Source organism: Paenibacillus sp. HGF5, assembly GCF_000204455.1.
Classification (GTDB): Bacteria; Bacillota; Bacilli; order Paenibacillales; family Paenibacillaceae; genus Paenibacillus_AQ; species Paenibacillus_AQ lautus_A.
Window position 1 is genome coordinate 1 of record NZ_AEXS01000053.1, and the last position, 18,160, is coordinate 18,160.

Genomic DNA, 18,160 nt, shown 5'->3' on the forward strand with positions numbered 1-18,160 from the left:
TTCAATTGCTCCCTTGTAACGGAGGCTCCCAGTCCGGTCGCCGTCGGCTCTCCAAGATTGAGAACGTTCATCACCTGCGCTTTGTACATCACGAAGGGCAGCAGAACAAGCATCCATGGGAGCAATGCCAGGACGAACTTCCAGCTCGAGCCCCAGATGCTGCCGGCTAGCCAGGTGGCAACAAACTGATATTTTTCCGGGCTTAAACGCAGCGTCAGCACGATCATAGCCGCACTGATGCCGGCTGCTACGGCGATTCCCGTCAACAGAAGGCCCGTCGGCTTAAAGCCCTGATTCTTCTTGTAAGCCAGTACGCATATCAATGCTGCGGTGCCGCTCGCTCCAATCAGGGCGAGTACCGGCAGCAGAAAGACCGGAGCCGCCGCCGTGCTCGGAAAAAATGAAATGAACAGCATAACCATTAATCCGGCTCCCGCATTGATCCCCAAAATACCGGGGTCCGCCAGCTCATTACGGGAAATGCCCTGCATAACGCAGCCGGATATCGCCAACCCGGCACCAATCAGAAGCGAAATTACGATCCGCGGCAAGCGGAATTCGAACAGCACCAGCTCCTGTTTGTCCGTCCCGCCGCCAAACAAGGTTTTTATGACTTCAAGCGGCGATAAGCGAATGACCCCGGTGTTCATGCTAATGAGAAACACCAGTATGATTAGTGCGCCCAGGATTGACAGCGTCATGATCTTGCGCTTCCTGCCTTTACGCTCGTGCATGGTATTGGTAACGGCATCCATCTACAGCTCCCTCCTTTCTTTGCGTGCCAAGTAAAGGAAGAAGGGCACACCGATCAGTGCGATGATCGAGCCCACAGGCGTCTCGTATGGGGGATTCACCATTCTTGCCGCCAGGTCGGCTATGACGACCAGCAAGCTTCCCAGTACGGCCGAGCAGGGAATGATGAGCCGGTAGTCGACGCCGACAAGCTTCCGGGTAAGGTGCGGAATCATCAGACCGACGAAGCCTACCGCACCGACAACCGAGACGGCAGCCCCCGCCAGCACCAGCACGATTACCGTTCCGCCCAGCTTGACAAGTCCCGTTCGCTGACCGAGTCCCTTGGCGATATCGTCGCCGAGGCTGAGCATGGTAATGGAACGCGACAATGCTATAGCGCCCAATATAGCAGCAGCTATCCAAGGCAGCATAATTTTCAAATGAACCCACTTAATCCCGGCCGTACCGCCGGCATACCAGAACGCCATGTCCTGTCCGACCTGAAAATACAATGCGATGCCTTCGCTCAGCGCACTTAGCAGAGCGCTCAGCGCCGCACCCGCCAGAACGAGGCGAACCGGTGTAAGACCGCCTTTTGCCATGGAACTGACTCCGTACACGAGCACGGCACCCAGGCCAGCCCCCAGGAACGAGAACAGAATCAGGTACATATACGGCAATCCCGGAAAAAATGCAAAGCAGATCGCAATAACAAATCCCGCTCCCGCATTTAATCCGAGCAGACCCGAATCAGCGAGCGGATTTCGGGTCATCCCCTGCATAATCGCACCCGATACGGCAAAGCAGGCTCCCACCATCGCTCCGCCGAGGACCCTCGGCAGCCGAAGCTCCTGAATAATCTGATGCTCCGTCACATCGGGATTAAAGAAGAACACCGCTTCCCATACATTTCGCAGATCAATGTCGGCAGCGCCGAGCGATATGGATAAAGCTATGCCAAGCACCAATGCTGCCACGCCCCCGGTAAGAATCAGGGTCGCAGCCCATGGGCGTCCTTTGATATTGGCGTGGGTCTTTTCATCCGTAAAACTTGGATTGGACGTATTTGATGACATCATTTTCCCCTCAATTTTGTGATATTGATTATCATTATCATTGGTAACTATAAAATAGACCCCTTTCTTCGTCCATGGACAATTCGAATTTCTTTTTGAAAAAAAGTCCATGTCCAAGTCAAGCACTTTTTTCCAGCCTCATTTCGCAGTCATCTGGCTTAACTGTTCCATTAGACCTCAATTTCGATGTCTGTTGACATGTAAGCAGACAGTCCATTACAATAAATTCTAATTGAATGAGGCGATGGAGTTCGCCATAACCGCTTCCATAGCTAATGACTCCTACCAGAGGTCGCTTTCCTGGTAGGAGTCTGTTTGTGTATGGAGGGATTAGCGGCGAATCTATAGAAACGGGTGAGCTTGCATGATGAAAAAGTGGTTTGAAGGCGCCGAGAAATGGTCATTGGCCTTGTTGTCCGGTTACTTCGTCAAATGGGTCGTTCTGGGAGGCTTCGTGGGGTTGATGACGGGCAGTGCCTCTGCCTTCTTTCTCTACAGTCTGGACTACGTGACCTCCCTACGCATGGGAAATCCATGGCTGTTATACCTCCTTCCCTTGGGAGGCGCCGCAGTCAGCTTCCTTTATTACAAGTTCGGCAAGAGCAGTGCCAAGGGAAATAATCTCATTCTGGAACAAATTCATGACGGAACCGAAACCATTCCATTGAGAATGGCGCCGTTAGTGCTGATTGGCACGTTAATTACCCATCTATTCGGGGGGTCAGCAGGCCGGGAAGGCACTGCCGTTCAAATGGGGGGAAGCCTGTCGGAGTGGTTCGGCAAGCTTATCCGCGTAACGCCGGCGGATCGAAAAATACTGCTGATCTGCGGAATCAGCGGCGGTTTCGGATCGATCTTCGGCACGCCGCTGGCCGGCACGCTGTTCGGTCTTGAAGTGCTTGCCATCGGGCTGGTCTCGCATCAGGCTCTCCTGCCAGCATTCGCTGCAAGTATGGTCGGAAACCTGACCGCTACCTCTATATGGGGCGTCAGCCATTTGCATTATCCGATCGGAGATATTCCGGCAATGGGTTTTATGGTGATCATCAAGGTCGTCTTGGCCTCATTGTTATTCGGTCTGACAAGCCGGCTGTTCAGTGAGCTAACCCATTCGCTCAAGCGTTGGTACGGTTATGTTTTTCACAATCCGATGTTCAAAAGCGCGGCAGGAGGCGTCATCATCATTGGGCTGGTCTACCTGCTCGGAACCCGCGATTATCTGGGGCTGGGCATTCCGCTGATTGAAGCGGCCTTCGATGGCGAAGTTTCGCCTTTTGCTTTTCTGGGCAAAATTCTCTTTACCTCGCTGACGCTTGGAGCCGGGTTCCAGGGAGGCGAAGTCACCCCGTTGTTTGCCATCGGGGCAACACTGGGCAGCGCATTGTCGGGGTGGATCGGATTGCATGCCCCTTTCCTGGCTGCTTTAGGCTTCATCGCGGTATTCTGCGGAGCGACAAACACCCCGATTGCTTGCTTTATCATGGGAATCGAGCTGTTCGGCGGGGAAGGCGCGGTGTATATGTTTATGGCCTGCGTCATCAGTTACCTCTTTTCCGGTCACTCCGGCATATACACATCGCAGCTTATAGGCACTTCCAAACACCCGCGGCTCTCGTACCCGCCGGGCACGACCCTTGCCGGATCGAAGGCGTTAAACAAACGGAAGGACAACAAAAAGACGTCCGAGTAATCGGACGTCTTTTGCTTTACACCGAGCTTTTACGAATCGAGCGGTAACTGACGAGTGCGAGGATAACCGAGATGGGAAAGAGCCACAGGGACAATTCAAAGGCAGTATGTTTGACAACCCAGTCAATCACTTGCCTCCACCAGCCATAATGGGTGACCAGAACGCTGGCCCCCGACAATAGAATGAAATAGGCCGCCATCATGACAAAGGTCTTAATGCCGCGATGACGAAGATAGAACACGCCGATTCCTATCCCGATAAAGGCAAATGTAAGAAGCAATATGAAATAAATGATGAATTGTTCGAATAACGTGCCGTCATTCAAATACGGCAGTTTGAAAAACGATAACCGGTCTCCCCAAGAACTCGTTAAGCTTTCTATTTCGGCTAATGCCAATAATATAACCGACGTTAGGACGCTGTACGCTACCACCATCAGAACAGAACCCAGATAGAAGTCCGTTCTTCGAATGCTGAATCCGAGGGAGAAGGGAAACAGCTGCAGCACCGATACCAGAGCCGCGATAAACACATAGATAAAGATCGTTGCCAAACCCCCGGCATAGATCGCTTCACCATTAACCAATACGCTAATGATGTAGTTGACCAGAAAGCTGAATGCCGTGATGGCCCAGGGCAAATAAAACCAGGATAGTTTCTGTCTCGAATAAATATGGATTACGCCAGGAATTCCGTTCATGGTTGGATCCCCACCTTTTCGTGCTTAGTTAAATATACGATCAATTGTTGAAGGGACACCGGGGTTGTTTCCAAGCCCAATTCCTCCGCCTCTTTTTGCAGCTTCGATGTCGCGCTTCCCATTAACGTGACGGACAACATGGAAGCGAACGATTCCCGATGTATCACTTCATGCCCTTGGATAAACGATTCAACCGTTCCGGAAGGACCGACGATCTTAAACGCACGTCCGCGCAAGTCATCCGTAGCATCGTCAAGCAAGATTCGGCCGGAATCAATGACGATAATATGCTCCAGCAATCTGCTGACTTCATCGATCAAATGCGTGGACAGAATAATCGTGCGCGGATGATTCGTGTAATCCTCGATCAGATGATCATAGAACAGCTCTCTGGCCACGGCGTCCAGCCCAAGATAAGGTTCATCAAAGATCGTTACGGGCGCGCGGCTGGCAAGTCCGACGATGATGCCTACCGATGAGAGCATGCCGCGGGACAATCTCTTTACGAGTCGTTTCATAGGCAGCCGGAATACCTCGATCAGTTTGTTCGCATATGCCGCATCCCAATTCGGATAAACGTTAGCTGCAATTCCCATAACGTCCTTGACCGTAAAAATATCCGGATATTTCTGGCCTTCCTTAATGAAGCATACCTGCCGGATCACCTTATGATTTTCGTATGGATGCTCTCCGAATACGCGAATCTCCCCATGGCTCGGAAACAGCTGCGCCGTTATCATCTGCATGATGGTCGTTTTGCCCGCCCCGTTCCGGCCCAGCAATCCATAGATCTTGTTCGCCTCGATAGTAAAGCTTACATTATCGACAGCCGTCGCATCCTTGTATGCCTTGCTCAAATTCTTAACCTCGATCACGGTTTGGCTCATCAGTCTTGCTCCCCTCTGCGAATCATTTCCGACAATTGATCTTTGGTAATCCCAAGTTTGGCCGCTTCCTTAACCATGGCGACCACGTACTGTTCATAAAACTCCGTCTTGCGCTTCTCCATCAGCAGTTCACGAGCTCCAGAAGCTACAAACATGCCAATCCCCCGTTTCTTGTACAAAATTCCTTGATCGACCAGCAGATTAACCCCTTTGGCAGCTGTAGCCGGATTGATCTGGTAAAAGGCTGCAAACTGATTCGTTGATGGAACCTGCGTTTCCTCAGGCAGTCGTGCTTCGATGATGTCGTCTTCAATTTTGTCGGCAATTTGCATGAATATCGGTCTGCTGTCATCAATCTGAAATGCCATTTACCTCACCAACTTTCGTTTATAACCTCATTGCATAATTGGTTAGTTACTCATGTAATTAACCATATAAGAAACAAACTCCTTTGTCAATGGGTGATCGGAATATTTTTACAATGCCTTGCCGGAAACATAGACTTTTGTCCTAAACAAATAGCCCCTGTAAGCCGATAAAATATAGGCACTAATACTACGCCCAATACAGATAAAGACACAAAGGAGCTTGAGAGGAAACATGAAAAGAATCATTGCAATCGTTGTACTGGCCATGCTGACGGTCATAACGCCGCTTTATGCCGCATCCGCCCCCAAAGATTTGGCCTACGTGGACAAGAACAGCCAGTCCTTCATCTCGGTCGGGGTACTCAAGACCTATGATGGTGTAAAGGTAGCTTATACAGCTGCTGAGAAGAAACTCAACATCACACGAGATGATACAGCGCTCACGCTATACCTGGGCAGTCGGAATGCTTATGTTAACGGCAAAAAAGTGCAGGCAAAAGCAGCGCCGTTCTCCGAGAACGGCTCCACATATGTTCCGCTGCAATTTGTCAGCCAACATCTTGGCCTTAAGCTGTCCTGGAGCAATAACAGATCCACCTTGAACATTACGGACGGCGGCGTATCAAACACCCTCCCCGTCCTTTCGGGGAACATGATGACCCGTTCATCCAAGGCCGTGACGTCGGCCAAAAAAACATTTAAAGTGGGAGCACGTTCCTTCAGCGCACAGGTCGTCACCGTTTCGCTGCTCCATCCGAAGGTGGAGCTGGACGTTGTTTTGGCAGGCAATAAAGCAGGCAAAGTCGAAGACTTGCGGAGCATAGCAAAGCGCAGCAACGCCGTGGTTGCCATCAACGGGACGTTCTTTGACGCCTATACCTCGGGAGCGTACAAAGCTCCGTACGGTTATTTGGTCAGCAAAGGCAATATCTTTCACAAGGCCTCGGGAGATAACCGAACGATTTTCACCTATGACAGCAACAATCTGGCGACGATGATGCCGGGACTCGACTTCAAATCCGTATATGAAACAGGCCGTATGGAAGGAGCACTTCAAGCGGGTCCGCGTCTATTGACCAATGGCAAGGTGACGCTGGACGTCAAGAAGGAAGGATTCAAGGATCCGAAGATACTGACGGGCGGCGGGGCGCGAAGCGCGCTTGGCATCACGAAGGACCATAAGCTGATTTTGTTGACGACAGGCGGCGCTACCATTCCCCAACTGGCGGAAATCATGAAGCAGGCAGGTGCCTACCAAGCGATGAATCTAGATGGCGGGGCTTCCAGCGGATTGTATTATAACGGCTCTTACTTAACGACGCCGGGCCGACAGATCAGCAATGCCATCGTCGTAAAATATAAATAATGACCCCTCTCCTCTGGCTAACCGGATCTTCCGCCGGCCGCCAGAGGAGTTTTATTTTATGAGCAGCACTACCTCTGTCTCAAACCGCATATGCTGATCAAAGAAGTGTTTCACTATGAGGACCAATTGTGTAAATATATAGCAAACTGTCTATAGGGAGCATCGGGAAGTTCGTGGTTGATTCAGCGGGGGGTGAATTCCATTACATCGTCAATAGCGGTTATTCGGACGAGAGTCAGGGACACCATGGAGCGGATATACGGGGTCTTGAGGGAATGGATCGGAAAATATCCTATTCTTTCCAAGGTATATCACTTGTTTTCCTGGATTTCCTTGGCGGTGCTCATTGTAAGTCTGGTTCTGATCGAAGAATCGCGTACCATGCTTGTTCAGTACTTGTGGTCCTTCTACGTGCTGCTTCAATTTTGGCTGTTATGCCGAAGCAAAACGGTCGCCTGGAAGCAGGTCAGCTTGTTTGTTCTCTCGGGCGTTCTCTTGGTCATTCCCTTGACCAACGGAACCATGCAGGGACTGCATATGATATTCGGGGGACGTACGACCGACACATGGTCATTTGCCGTCATGACCCCCATCATAGAAGAAATTTACAAGCTGCTGCCGCTGGCAGTATATTTGTTTTTTTCAAGAAGAGCCACTTCATTGAGCCTAGGCGATTACGTGTTATTGGGCGCTGCTCCCGGCATTGGCTTTCAATTTATGGAGGAGCTGTCTAGGCGCCTGGTCCAAAGCAATTACGGAGTTTCTTTTCTTGGCGGCAAAACGCTGCATTGGGAGTTCTTCGATTGGTTTCCCGGCTACTTCGAGGAAAGCTTTATTCCTACCATGATGAATGTTACGCATCCCGTACATAGTGCCATGATCGCGCTCGGCATCGGCATCGCTTTTCGGTTCTCCAAACGCCTCACCCGCTGGGCCTATGCTTTTCCGGCGATCCTGCTGCTCTGGGCTATCCTGAATCATGCGGCCTGGAATGGTCAGAATCGGCTGCCGGATTGGATACTTACCCTTCATGAGTGGACCGGGGAGGGCTACCGAACCGAAGGATTCTTCCTGACCCTGCTTGTTCTCGGCTTGTTCATCGACTACTGGGACCTGCATCGAATACGCGACCGTCTGCCTGTGCTTAAGGGGGAACCCCTCATCAATCCGTTAACGGAGCTTTGGCAGATGACGCGGGCTTTGTTTACGGACCGGAAACGCCTGGGCTACTTGCTCGGTTTCTACCGCCAGCGGCGCGAGCTCGGATACTCTCTGCTGTACGGCAATCTTGAAGCCGCGGGCCAACGTGATCAGGTTCAGGACAATGTAAGAAAGTATTCTGCCGTTCTGGGAGTCATCGGACTCCTCATGCTAGCTGCCGGGATCCTATCCAGCGTTGGCGATTTCATGACGGCTGCGGACTCCTCCTGCTTTGCGTGCCTGTTCGACTCCCTCCAGAATTGGTGGGATCGGCTTAGCGGCTGGGAACAAGCGGGAATCATACTAGGCGCCTTTGCCCTGTCCCTGCTGTTTGTCAGCTTCTGGCCGGCACTCGGCATCGCCATGACAGGTGCCGGCATTGCCGCCGGGGGACACGAAATCGCGGGATACATCCGCGATCCGAAGAAGCTGCTTTCTCCTCAAAATGCGGCCGCTGCCGTGTTAGCCGTGATCCTCAGCCGGATCCCGGTCGGCAAAGGCCTCTCGTGGCTGTCCAATAAACTGGGCCCGCGGGCAAGAAGATGGTTGGATTCGCTCACCGAAAAATTCGGCTCGAAGACGCGCGAAGAGCCGGATCGGCCCCATGAACAACCGGGAGAGAATCCGCGGAAGCCTGACGATGACCATGAGAATAATAAGCCGGACGAAGACAAACCGAATCAAGATAAACCGGATAACGAAAAGCCCGATGAGGATAAGCCGAGTGACAAACCCGATAACGAAAAGACGGACGAATCAAACGACACCCCCCAAGAGGCACCGAGATATTCCGGTGAGCTGCAGAAGGTCAACAAGCCGGACGCAGCCGCCGATGCGCTGGCGGAGCGCCTTGGCGGAGAATCAAGGATGAAGTTTGATTCCGATCCCATCGGCCGTGAATTCGACGCGATTAGCGATGAATACGTCGCCCAGACCAAGCCTGCCCTTCAGCAGGTGAACAAAAAGGTACGCGATCAAATGAAAGCGACCTTCGAAGCTGCCGAGCAAACCGGCAGAAAGGTCTATTATCATTTTGAAGGGGAGCCTGCCCAATCGGTTATTGACAAACTGCATGAATACAGCCAAAGATATGGAATAGAAGTCCACATCGATACCGATCCATTATAACGACAAGGAGTGAGCATTCATGTATGAATTTCACGGCTGGGCTACCATTCAAGAGAGTCCTGCGGAAGCGGATGCCGGGCAGCTCGATATGATCATTCAGAAAATACAGCTTAAAATTACCGAATTCGCATGGGGCAGCGGCTTGTTATCCTTAAATGCGGCCAACGGCTCATATTATCTTCATGTCGGCGGGTTTACCAACCGCAAGGGAGCCGAAGCTGCCGAGATTGTAGCGTTGTACCAATTGATTGGCGAAATCGCTCCCGGTTCATACGGTTTACTGTACACCCGGGACGATGAGAACTTGGAAGGCTACGATAACGAGTTCCGGGTTCAAGTGCTGGCACGCGGACAATTACAGGAGCAGCGCGACGCGTTCCTCTCTCCTTGCGTGCCGGTGATCGAAGATGAAGTCGACTAACGACGATATCCGCATGGTCCTTTCTACGAATCTATACGTGCCGTTGTCTTAAAAAAATCCCGCATCCCTTCATGCCATGTTTCCATGGAAGACGGGGTGCGGGATTTATGGTTTATTTGAATATGGCCTGGTTCGTAGTAACATTTGGTGAACGAGCTTTCAAAAAGGCTTAAGCACGTCCATTCAATTCATCGATCGTTGCTTGAACGATGATTCGCAGGCCGTTCAGCATCGTTTCATGCGATAGGGTCGGCAGGGACGGCTTCTCCACGGCCATCTCCGTCGAAGCCGGAAAATGCACGAAGCCGGCAATAGCAGACCGTTGCTCGCGCCGGATTTCATTCAGAATCGCATACATCGTATTGTTGCAAATATACGTTCCGGCTGTATTGGATACCGATGCCGGTATCCCTGCTTCCTTCAGCCGGTCGACCATCAAACGGATCGGAAGGGTTGAGAATAATCCGTCCGGTCCGTCAACGTCTATAGGCTCGTCTTGGGGCCGTGCACCCCGGTTATCCGTCATCGTCGATTCCGACGGTATGTCCTTGATGTTAATGGCGATCCGTTCCGGCGTAATGGCGGTCCGGCCCCCCGCCACACCGCAAGCGATGACCGCATCGGGTTCGCATGCCTTCATCTCCTGCAGCAGAATGTCCGCGCATTCGTCGTAATGCACGGGAAGAAGCAGCGTCCGGATCTCGGCGCCAGGAAAGACCTCTTGCCGGATCTCTTCAACCAGTCTCTCCGTAGGATTGACGGAACTCCCGCCAAAGGGCTCAAAGCCTGAAATTAATATTTTTAGCATATGGCATATCTCCTGTAATCGTTATGTAAGCTGCCTGGATCATACGTAAATATTTTACTGATCATTACGATTGGATGGCTTGTACCTTGACGCCCTCGCCTTCAAGCCGGGATCGCAAGGTGGTGGCGAATAACGATGCGTGCGCACCGTCTCCATGTATGCAAACGGTGTCCGCTGTTATCGGGATCAGCTTGCCGGTCAAGGATACCACCATGTTTTCCTTGACCATCCTCACCACCTGCGCGACGGAAGCTTCGGGATCGGTGATGACGGCATCCGGCCGATTCCTCGGCGTGAGGGAGCCGTCGTCCTGGTACGTGCGATCCGCAAACACTTCACTGGCCGTTCGAAGCCCTGCTGCTTTCCCTGCCGCGATCAGTTCGCTGCCTGCCAATCCAAACAGAACGAGGGTCGGATCGATTTGTTTGATGGCGGAGGCAATCGCGTCTGCCAGAGACCTGGAGGCTGCAGCCATATTATAAAGGGCTCCGTGCGGCTTTACATGCTGAAGCCCGGCCCCTTCCTGTACCGCAAAAGCCATCAAGGCCCCCACCTGATAGGTGACCATGTCATAAGCCTCAACGGGCGTAATGTCCATCCTTCTTCTTCCGAAACCGGCCAAATCGGGCAAGCCCGGATGCGCGCCGATGGCGGCGCCGCTCTCGACCGCCAGACGCACCGTTGCCCGCATGACGGCCGGATCGCCTGCATGGAACCCGCAAGCGATGTTAGCCGAGGTGATGCTTCGAAGCAGCTCCTTATCGTTGCCCAGCTTGTAAGCTCCGTAGCTCTCTCCCATATCGCAGTTCAGGTCCACTCGAACCATGGCGAAATCACCACTCCTTTAATTTCTGCTTGATCATCGCTTCCATCATTCGAAGCTCCCGAGCGCGGGCCGCGTATAGCCGTTCCGCTTCCGCCAAGGAAATTTCCGCAAATCGGATGCTGCCGCCTGGCGGCAGCTGGGCAATCAGCGGAATATCGACCGAAGCCACTTGCGCGATTTTGGGATAGCCGCCAAGCGTCTGCCGATCCGCCATCAGAATAATCGGCTGGCCATCGGAGGGAACCTGTACCGTTCCCAGAGCAACCGGCTCGGATATGTATTCCTTTGCTTGCCTTAACGTCAGCGGCGGACCGGTCAATCGGTAGCCCATCCGATCCGATTGCGGAGTGACGGTGAACCGTTCCCGGAACAACGCTTGTTTGCTGTCGTCGTCAAAAGCATCGAATTGACGCCCGTTCAGCACGCGTACCACCGCATCTTGCCCGGTGAAGTCATACCCTGAAGCAGAAACGGACCATTTCGCGGTGAGAAAGCCGCCGTAATCGTCAACATGAAGGTTTCGTTCAGACGAATCAACCGGAAGCCGGGAAGCATGGGCATGCAGCGTATCCCCTTGCTTGAGCGCTCTTCCCTCATATCCGCCGATTCCTGCCCTTAAATACGTGCTGAGGCTGCCCATGACCGGCGGGACATCAAATCCGCCGGATACGGACATATAAGCGCGGCATCCCGCTGCCGGCTGTTGAAAGCTCAGCACACGGCCCGCTTTCACCAGCACCGGGCGCCACATGGGCACCTTTACGCCATCGATTAGCGGCGATAAATCCCCGCCTGTAATGGCAATCCAATGATCGTCGTGAAATTCAACGGCCAATCCTGACCATGTGATCTCCAGAACGGCGTGTTCACCCTCATTGCTGACAAGTCGGTTGGCAAGCCGATAAGCATAGCCGTCCATCGCTCCAGCCGTGATGATACCGTATCTGCCGTAACCCCGTCTCCCTGAATCCTGAAGAGTCGCCAGCAGACCCGGCTTGATGACGGTCAAACTCATAGGCTCACTTCCCTTAACCGTTCGTATTCCTCGGCTTGAATGGGCCTGAACCGAATATACTGTCCGCTCTTCAACAGCGTTGGCGGCTCGGCACCGGGACGAAACAATGCGAGCGGCGTCCGGCCGATAATCTGCCAGCCGCCCGGCGTTTCAATGGGATAGATGCCGGTTTGCGTCCCGGCGATTCCAACGGAACCGGCCGGTATTCGCAGCCTGGGCGTCTTTCTCCTCTGGGTTGCGATTTGCTCCGGGATTCCTCCTACATACGGAAACCCGGGGGCGAAACCGATGGCGTAGATCAAGTAATCCTGCCCGGAATGAATCTTGACGACATCCATGGGCGACAGATGATTCTTCCGGGCCACCTCTTCCAAATCCGGCCCATATTCGCCTCCGTAACAAACCGGAATATCGGCAACCTCGTAAGGCCTCAGGTTCTCGTCCGCCGTGTTCGCCTCCATCCGCTGTTCCAGCATCGAGCATACATATGCATATACCGTATCGAATCCGTCAGGCTTTTCGGTCTTATGAAAATCGTAGTAAACCGCGATGCTCGTAAACGACGGGATACATTCGATCCAGCCCATAAATGGCTCCCGTTCCAATCGCCTCGTCATGTCTGTGACCTGACGATGCACCTTCTCGCTCACGAAGTCCGCAAATTGAATGAGGACGGCCGAATCCCCAAGGGGGTAGAGCGTATAGGACTTGCTCATCGTACATCCTCCGTTCTGTATGTACTGCCTGATATCCGTCTATCCCGAATGGGTTATCCCTATGATAGCAGAGAAACAGGCATTCGTTGAATACGAAATTCTATAATCATCGATGAACATGAGAAACGGGCAGCTCCGTGCCGAACATGCCGCCGAATCTATTGCTGCCCTTTTTGCATAAAATTTAGGCATCCTTGGCAAAATACAGAAGTCGTACTAGCATAAGGAGGTGCCACAATGAGCGAACAAAACCGCAACAGCAACGAACCGACAAAAGCGGAAGTCCAGACTACGAAATTGAACAAAATGCCGGTTCCAGGTGAATTTGACACCGAGTTCTCTGCCGAAGAAGCAGCCGAGGTGTTTGAACAGCAGCAGCCTAATGCGGGACAAAACACCGAAAACCAATCATAATAACATGCAGAAGACCTCACGTATGATCCGTTGTTTACGGGATCACGGTGAGGTCTTTTTAGTCGGTCATCTAACAAGCAAACCGAATTATGGTCTTAATGTGGTTTAAACCACGCCGCCTTGGATCAGCGTTTATATCCCTTTGGTGCCTAACCGCTTCGCGAGTTCCGCTAGATCCTGCCCTTTGAGGGCGCCCTCTACCAGCTGCGGAAGAAGCGCAGGAGTGCATGCGAAGCAAGGGGTGCCGTCCCGGGACAGCTGTTTGGCTACCTGCTCGTCATAGAAGGGTTTACCCTCGTCGGATAAAGCGAGAAGACACATCGTCTTGACCCCCGCTTCCCGCAATTCTCGCATGCGCCGGATCAGTCCGGCCTGATTGCCGCCTTCATACAGGTCTGAAATGATGATGAACAGCGTCTTTTTCGGTTCCTCGATAAACTGCTCGCAATAAGCGACCGATTTATGAATATCCGTCCCGCCGCCGAGCTGGATCCCGAACAGCATATCCACCGGGTCATGGGCACACTGTTCGGTCAGATCAACGACTTCCGTATCGAACACCACCACGCGGGTGTCCAGCGAAGGGATGCTGGCAAATATGGATCCTATAACCGAAGCCCAGATCACGGATTCCGCCATGGAACCGCTTTGGTCGATATCCACGATGACGGTCCATTCTTTGCTCCGTTTGGCTCTGTCAAAATAGTAAAAACGCTCCGGCACGATCTGTTTGCGGTCCGCATCATAGTTTTTCAGATTGCGCTGTATCGTCCGCTTCCAGTCGATCCCGCTGAGCGAAGGGAGCGGCGTATGCTGCCTGCGGTTCAATGCCCCGGTCACCGCCCGGCGGATATCCTCGTGAAGGCGCTGAACCAGCTCATCCACAACCGCCTTCACCAACTGGCGTGCCGTGTCCTTCGTTTTCTCGGGGATTTTCCCCTTCAGGGACAGCAGCGTGCCGACCAGCTGTATATCCGGCTTGACCGTAGCCAGTACCTCGGGCTCAAAAAGCAGCTGCTTCCACCCTTTTCGTTCCATGGCATCATTCTGGATGATGGACACCACGTCTTCCGGAAAAAAGGAGCGGACGTCACCCAGCCACTGCGCGAGCCGAGGGGCCGACTTTCCCTGTCCGGCTCCCCGCTGTCCCGAGGGCGCGCCGCCTGCATCCGTCCCGCCGTCCGTATTATCGTATATTGCAGCAAGCGCGCGGTCCATGATGCGTTCTTCCTCCGACAGCTGAATGCTCCCGCCGGGGCTGAAGCCCGCTAGCTGAGGCTCTGCCGACTGGCCCAGAATGAGCCGCCATCGCGATACTTGGTTGGATTCTTGCATACTGCTCATAGCCTAAAAATCCTCAAAATCAAAATCATTCAATTCGTCCAGCATTTTTGCTTCTTCCTCCTTCAAGTCACCGGTCAAAATCTCGACAGCCTGCTCTGCGTTCACGCCCCAAAGTTCGCCAAGCAGCTCGGCTATCATCGTCTTTTCCTTTGGCGAGAAGCTGCTGAACGCCCTGCGCAGAAAGACAAGGGCGCGCGCGAACTCCTCATCGTCCAGGGACAGGATGTATTCATTCAGCTGCTCCCATAAACTTAACCGTGATAGCAGGGCATAACGGTTCCGCATCGATAAACCCTCGAACCATCCCGCCCCCAAATCGGCCGGAATGCCGGGGGAGAGTCTGCGCGAAACTTCTTCGGCGCACTGCTGCGGGGAAATCGCGTTCCGCTCCATTAAGACCGCGCATGCATACCCCGACAGCCGTGCATTGAGGTCATCCCTTTCCGACAAATGCCGAAGCTCTTGCAGCCAAAGCTCCTCGTCTACCTGCTCGGCATGCTCCATCGCAACGCTGTTCAGCTCATTCATAGCGGTGATCATCGAGCCGGACACCTCATCGCTGCACTGGCTGCCATCAAGCAGGAACAAGCAAGCGCGCATAAACAGCTGCTGAAGCAGCGGCACTAACGGCTCCGTATCCATTCGCCGGACCCCGCCATAACGGATCATCACGGATAACGACCGGGAAGCAGCCGCGATCTGTACGACATCACGGCTGTCCACAGCCAGCTTCTGCAGGGTCTGCCTGCCTGCTTCCATCTGGTGAATCATCCCGCACTCATAGGCGATTCGGATAAGCGAAGAGGCTTCGGCAATCGAGCTGCAGTCCGCCAGCTTCTGTTGGAGCATATAAGCGGCAGCTACTTCTACCGTCTCTCCCAGCAGCGTGGACTCCACGACCTGGATTTCAACCTCGGGCGTCCATTTCACAACCCAGTGCTCCGCCCACGCCGCCTGCTCCTGCCCGCTCGGTCTCGCGCTGACGAAGTCAATCCCCAGCAGCTTCAAGCGGTGAAACAAGAAGGAACGGTTCAAATCCAGATAGGCGGACTCTTTCGAAGCAACCCTCCGGTTTTCGCGCAAATCCAGAATTACATCGTTGGCCACAACCGATTTATATTTCTCCAGCTTCAACCTTTTGAGCTGGCGGTTCAGGTCGTCCTGGATCGGCGTCTGGCTGACGCCTTCGGCCAGCTCGCCGATCGCCGTGCCGATATCCGTTCGGGCAAGCTCCTCTGCCACGACGGCAAGCTCACCGCGCCCAAACAGCGTCTGGGCCGCATCCCGCAAATCCCGCAAGGTGGGAATACCGCCCCCATGGAGCGCGGCGAGCGACTCCGCCAGCCGGACGGCTTCGATCACTTCTGCCGTTGACCGGTGGGTCCCTTTCTTTCTCATCGAGCCCGCCACCAAGGATAAATACTGATGCGGCAATTCCGTTAGCGCGCCCTTCAGCATCCGTTCCCACATCATTTCAAAATAATGGGGAGCCGCATTTCCGGCACCGTAGCCGGAAACAGACGACAGTTTATAGTAAGAGTATGGCATCAGGGTCAGTTTGGTTGCCCGGGAAGGCAGCTGAGTTAATTCCTCGTCGCTCATCGGGTTTGACAAATCGCTAAGGGCAGGGGCATGGTATGCCCCGCAGACGACGACAATGCGTTCGGGCTCATGCCCCGCCGCAATCGCTTCAACAATCTGACGGCGCATGTAAGACTCCCGGACGGCATTGTAGGCGTACTCCACTGCATCCGCAAGCCGTTCTCTCTCCTCCGAAAGCTCTCGCATCTGCCCGGAAAAAGCCGTTATGGATTGCCGGTAAGACCCCCCGTTTAAATTATGTTCATAACTCCGCTCCCAGTACATATCGTAATCGTATTCGCCAGCAAGCTCGGCAATCCGCTCATATACGGATGTTCCGGCCGGCAGGCTATCATCCGACGGCTCTGCTGCACCTGAAACGCTTTCCGGCTTCTCGTCTTCGGACTCCTCCCCGCCAGAACCGCCTACCGGGCTGCGGCGGAGCTCCTGAAGGCATACGGCAGAGGACGACGGCAGATCGATAAATGCGGCATAGGCTCCATGCTTCTGCGCCCATTTCATCGCCTGATATTCCGGAGAATATACCGCATAAGGCCAAAGTACGGTTTGTACCGGCACTTCTTCGGTAAATGCCAATATGGCAACCGGCGGTTTTGTCGTAGCATGGGCCAGATGCCGGATTTCCCCGCTTGCATCAGACGGTCCTTCAATGAGGACGGCGGTGGGATCAATCTCATCCAGAAAGTCTAATAGATGCTTCGCACCGGCGGGTGACAAGTGCCGAACGCCAAACACATGGATGCCGGCGGCATTCACTTGTTTATCTCCTTACATGCTTGATATAAGCCCCGCCACTCGGCACCGCGCTTTTTCATCACGTTGTCGAGATATTCCTTCCACACGAGCCGGTCCTTATCATCATCCTTCACGATCGCGCCTTGGAGTCCTGCTGCCAAATCCTCGTCGGTGAGCTCCCCGCTGCCAAAGCTGGCTGCCAGCGCCATGCTGTTGGTCAGGAGCGAAATCGCTTCAGCGGTCGAGATTACCCCGGCAGGAGACTTCACCTTTTCCTTTTTATCCAGGGTCATGCCGCTGCGCAGCTCGCGAAAGATGGTAACTACCTTAAGCAGTGCTTCATCTGCAGGAGCAGCAGCCTGAAGATCGTATGAGGAAGCAATCTCCGACACCCGTTTCTTCACGATTTCGATTTCGGTTTCCAGATCCGCAGGAGCCGGAAGCACGATGATGTTGAAACGGCGCTTCAGCGCGGTCGACATCTCATTGACCCCGCGGTCTCTTGTATTCGCTGTAGCGATAATCGAGAAGCCTTTTCGGGCATTCATTTCTTTTCCGAGTTCAGGCACCGATATCGTCTTTTCGGACAAAATGGAGATGAGGGCATCCTGTACCTCCGAGGCGCAGCGGGAAATCTCTTCGAACCGGGCGATCCCGCCCGCTTCCATCGCCCGCATGATCGGGCTCTGCACCAGCGCTTCGGGGGTAGGGCCTTGGGCAAGCAGCATGGCGTAGTTCCAGGAATACCGCACGTGTTCTTCGCTCGTTCCAGCCGTGCCCTGTACGACCAATCCGGAATTTCCATAGATTGCTGCCGCCAGATTTTCGGACAGCCAGGATTTGGCCGTGCCCGGTTCCCCGATCAATAACAGGGCGCGGTCGGTTACCAGGGTAGCGACCGCCATCTCGATCAGACGTTGGTTTCCGATATATTTAGGCGTGATTTCCGTCTTGCCGGCCTTGCCGCCAACGATGAATTTGAGTACGGATTGAGGGGACATCTGCCATCCGGCAGGAATTTTCCCGGTATCCTCCTTGCGCAGCGCTTCCAGCTCATGACGAAACAATATTTCCGCGGGCTGACGCATGATATCTTCCAATTGCTCTTGACCTGCTCCCATGGGTTCCA

The 18,160-nt window shown here is 53.5% G+C and carries 17 protein-coding genes and 1 riboswitch; of the genes, 5 read left to right on the forward strand and 12 right to left on the reverse strand.

Annotation, left to right across the window (positions count from 1 at the left end; all coding sequences use genetic code 11):
- Window positions 1-755: FecCD family ABC transporter permease (locus tag HMPREF9412_RS08560; protein ID WP_009591071.1), on the reverse strand; the 755-nt coding region annotated here is incomplete at its 3' end.
- Complete coding sequence (locus tag HMPREF9412_RS08565; protein WP_036671713.1) at window positions 756-1,811, reverse strand: FecCD family ABC transporter permease; 1,056 nt, start codon at window positions 1,809-1,811, stop codon at window positions 756-758.
- A gap of 231 nt (window positions 1,812-2,042) precedes the next feature.
- Window positions 2,043-2,103, forward strand: a riboswitch (Fluoride riboswitch).
- Window positions 2,104-2,175: 72 nt separating this feature from the next.
- On the opposite strand from HMPREF9412_RS08565, the gene HMPREF9412_RS08570 reads away from it, so the two are divergent.
- Window positions 2,176-3,501, forward strand: coding sequence for a voltage-gated chloride channel family protein (locus tag HMPREF9412_RS08570; protein WP_009591060.1), 1,326 nt, complete (start codon window positions 2,176-2,178; stop codon window positions 3,499-3,501).
- Window positions 3,502-3,517: 16 nt separating this feature from the next.
- Here HMPREF9412_RS08570 and HMPREF9412_RS08575 read toward each other — a convergent pair whose 3' ends face one another.
- The 3 genes from HMPREF9412_RS08575 to HMPREF9412_RS08585 are packed head-to-tail and all read right to left on the reverse strand — an operon-like array spanning window position 3,518 to window position 5,456.
- Complete coding sequence (locus HMPREF9412_RS08575; RefSeq protein WP_009591048.1) at window positions 3,518-4,201, reverse strand: hypothetical protein; 684 nt, start codon at window positions 4,199-4,201, stop codon at window positions 3,518-3,520.
- On the reverse strand, window positions 4,198-5,088 hold the full coding sequence (locus HMPREF9412_RS08580; protein WP_009591065.1) for an ABC transporter ATP-binding protein: 891 nt from the start codon (window positions 5,086-5,088) through the stop codon (window positions 4,198-4,200). The genes HMPREF9412_RS08575 and HMPREF9412_RS08580 overlap by 4 nt, the downstream gene beginning before the upstream one ends.
- Complete coding sequence (locus HMPREF9412_RS08585; RefSeq protein WP_009591066.1) at window positions 5,088-5,456, reverse strand: GntR family transcriptional regulator; 369 nt, start codon at window positions 5,454-5,456, stop codon at window positions 5,088-5,090. Before HMPREF9412_RS08585 ends, HMPREF9412_RS08580 begins: the two co-directional genes overlap by 1 nt.
- Window positions 5,457-5,688: 232 nt before the next feature.
- Here HMPREF9412_RS08585 and HMPREF9412_RS08590 point away from each other — a divergent pair, with 232 nt between their 5' ends.
- From HMPREF9412_RS08590 to HMPREF9412_RS08600, 3 genes are all read left to right on the forward strand, one after another.
- A complete protein-coding gene (locus tag HMPREF9412_RS08590; protein ID WP_009591068.1) occupies window positions 5,689-6,822 on the forward strand; it encodes a phosphodiester glycosidase family protein in 1,134 nt (377 codons plus the stop codon).
- A gap of 177 nt (window positions 6,823-6,999) precedes the next feature.
- The gene (locus HMPREF9412_RS08595; RefSeq protein WP_254664019.1) at window positions 7,000-9,150 is read left to right on the forward strand and encodes a restriction endonuclease fold toxin; all 2,151 of its coding nucleotides are present in this window, start codon (window positions 7,000-7,002) and stop codon (window positions 9,148-9,150) included.
- 19 nt (window positions 9,151-9,169) lie between these two features.
- The gene (locus tag HMPREF9412_RS08600; protein ID WP_009591043.1) at window positions 9,170-9,571 is read left to right on the forward strand and encodes an immunity 7 family protein; all 402 of its coding nucleotides are present in this window, start codon (window positions 9,170-9,172) and stop codon (window positions 9,569-9,571) included.
- A gap of 169 nt (window positions 9,572-9,740) precedes the next feature.
- Here HMPREF9412_RS08600 and HMPREF9412_RS08605 read toward each other — a convergent pair whose 3' ends face one another.
- From HMPREF9412_RS08605 to pxpB, 4 genes are all read right to left on the reverse strand, one after another.
- Window positions 9,741-10,379, reverse strand: coding sequence for a pyroglutamyl-peptidase I (locus HMPREF9412_RS08605; RefSeq protein ID WP_009591067.1), 639 nt, complete (start codon window positions 10,377-10,379; stop codon window positions 9,741-9,743).
- 64 nt (window positions 10,380-10,443) lie between these two features.
- Entirely contained in the window at window positions 10,444-11,205 is a 762-nt protein-coding gene (locus tag HMPREF9412_RS08610) for a LamB/YcsF family protein (RefSeq protein ID WP_009591069.1), read from the reverse strand.
- A gap of 7 nt (window positions 11,206-11,212) precedes the next feature.
- A complete protein-coding gene (locus HMPREF9412_RS08615) occupies window positions 11,213-12,220 on the reverse strand; it encodes a biotin-dependent carboxyltransferase family protein (protein WP_009591070.1) in 1,008 nt (335 codons plus the stop codon).
- On the reverse strand, window positions 12,217-12,936 hold the full coding sequence (gene pxpB / locus HMPREF9412_RS08620) for a 5-oxoprolinase subunit PxpB (protein WP_009591061.1): 720 nt from the start codon (window positions 12,934-12,936) through the stop codon (window positions 12,217-12,219). Before pxpB ends, HMPREF9412_RS08615 begins: the two co-directional genes overlap by 4 nt.
- Before the next feature lie 237 nt (window positions 12,937-13,173).
- Between pxpB and HMPREF9412_RS32855 the strand changes: the two genes are divergently transcribed.
- Window positions 13,174-13,350 (forward strand): hypothetical protein, encoded by a 177-nt coding sequence (locus HMPREF9412_RS32855; protein WP_009591058.1) that lies wholly within the window; start codon window positions 13,174-13,176, stop codon window positions 13,348-13,350.
- A 132-nt stretch (window positions 13,351-13,482) separates the two neighbouring features.
- On the opposite strand, the gene HMPREF9412_RS08625 is transcribed toward HMPREF9412_RS32855, so the two are convergent.
- From HMPREF9412_RS08625 to HMPREF9412_RS08635, 3 genes are read right to left on the reverse strand one after another with little or no spacing between them, the layout of a single operon-like run.
- A complete protein-coding gene (locus HMPREF9412_RS08625) occupies window positions 13,483-14,694 on the reverse strand; it encodes a VWA domain-containing protein (protein ID WP_009591075.1) in 1,212 nt (403 codons plus the stop codon).
- A gap of 3 nt (window positions 14,695-14,697) precedes the next feature.
- Window positions 14,698-17,052 carry a DUF5682 family protein gene (locus tag HMPREF9412_RS08630; protein WP_009591073.1) on the reverse strand — a complete coding sequence of 785 codons (2,355 nt, stop codon included), beginning with the start codon at window positions 17,050-17,052 and terminating at the stop codon, window positions 14,698-14,700.
- Window positions 17,049-18,152 carry an ATP-binding protein gene (locus HMPREF9412_RS08635; protein ID WP_009591055.1) on the reverse strand — a complete coding sequence of 368 codons (1,104 nt, stop codon included), beginning with the start codon at window positions 18,150-18,152 and terminating at the stop codon, window positions 17,049-17,051. Before HMPREF9412_RS08635 ends, HMPREF9412_RS08630 begins: the two co-directional genes overlap by 4 nt.
- Window positions 18,153-18,160: the final 8 nt, after the last annotated feature.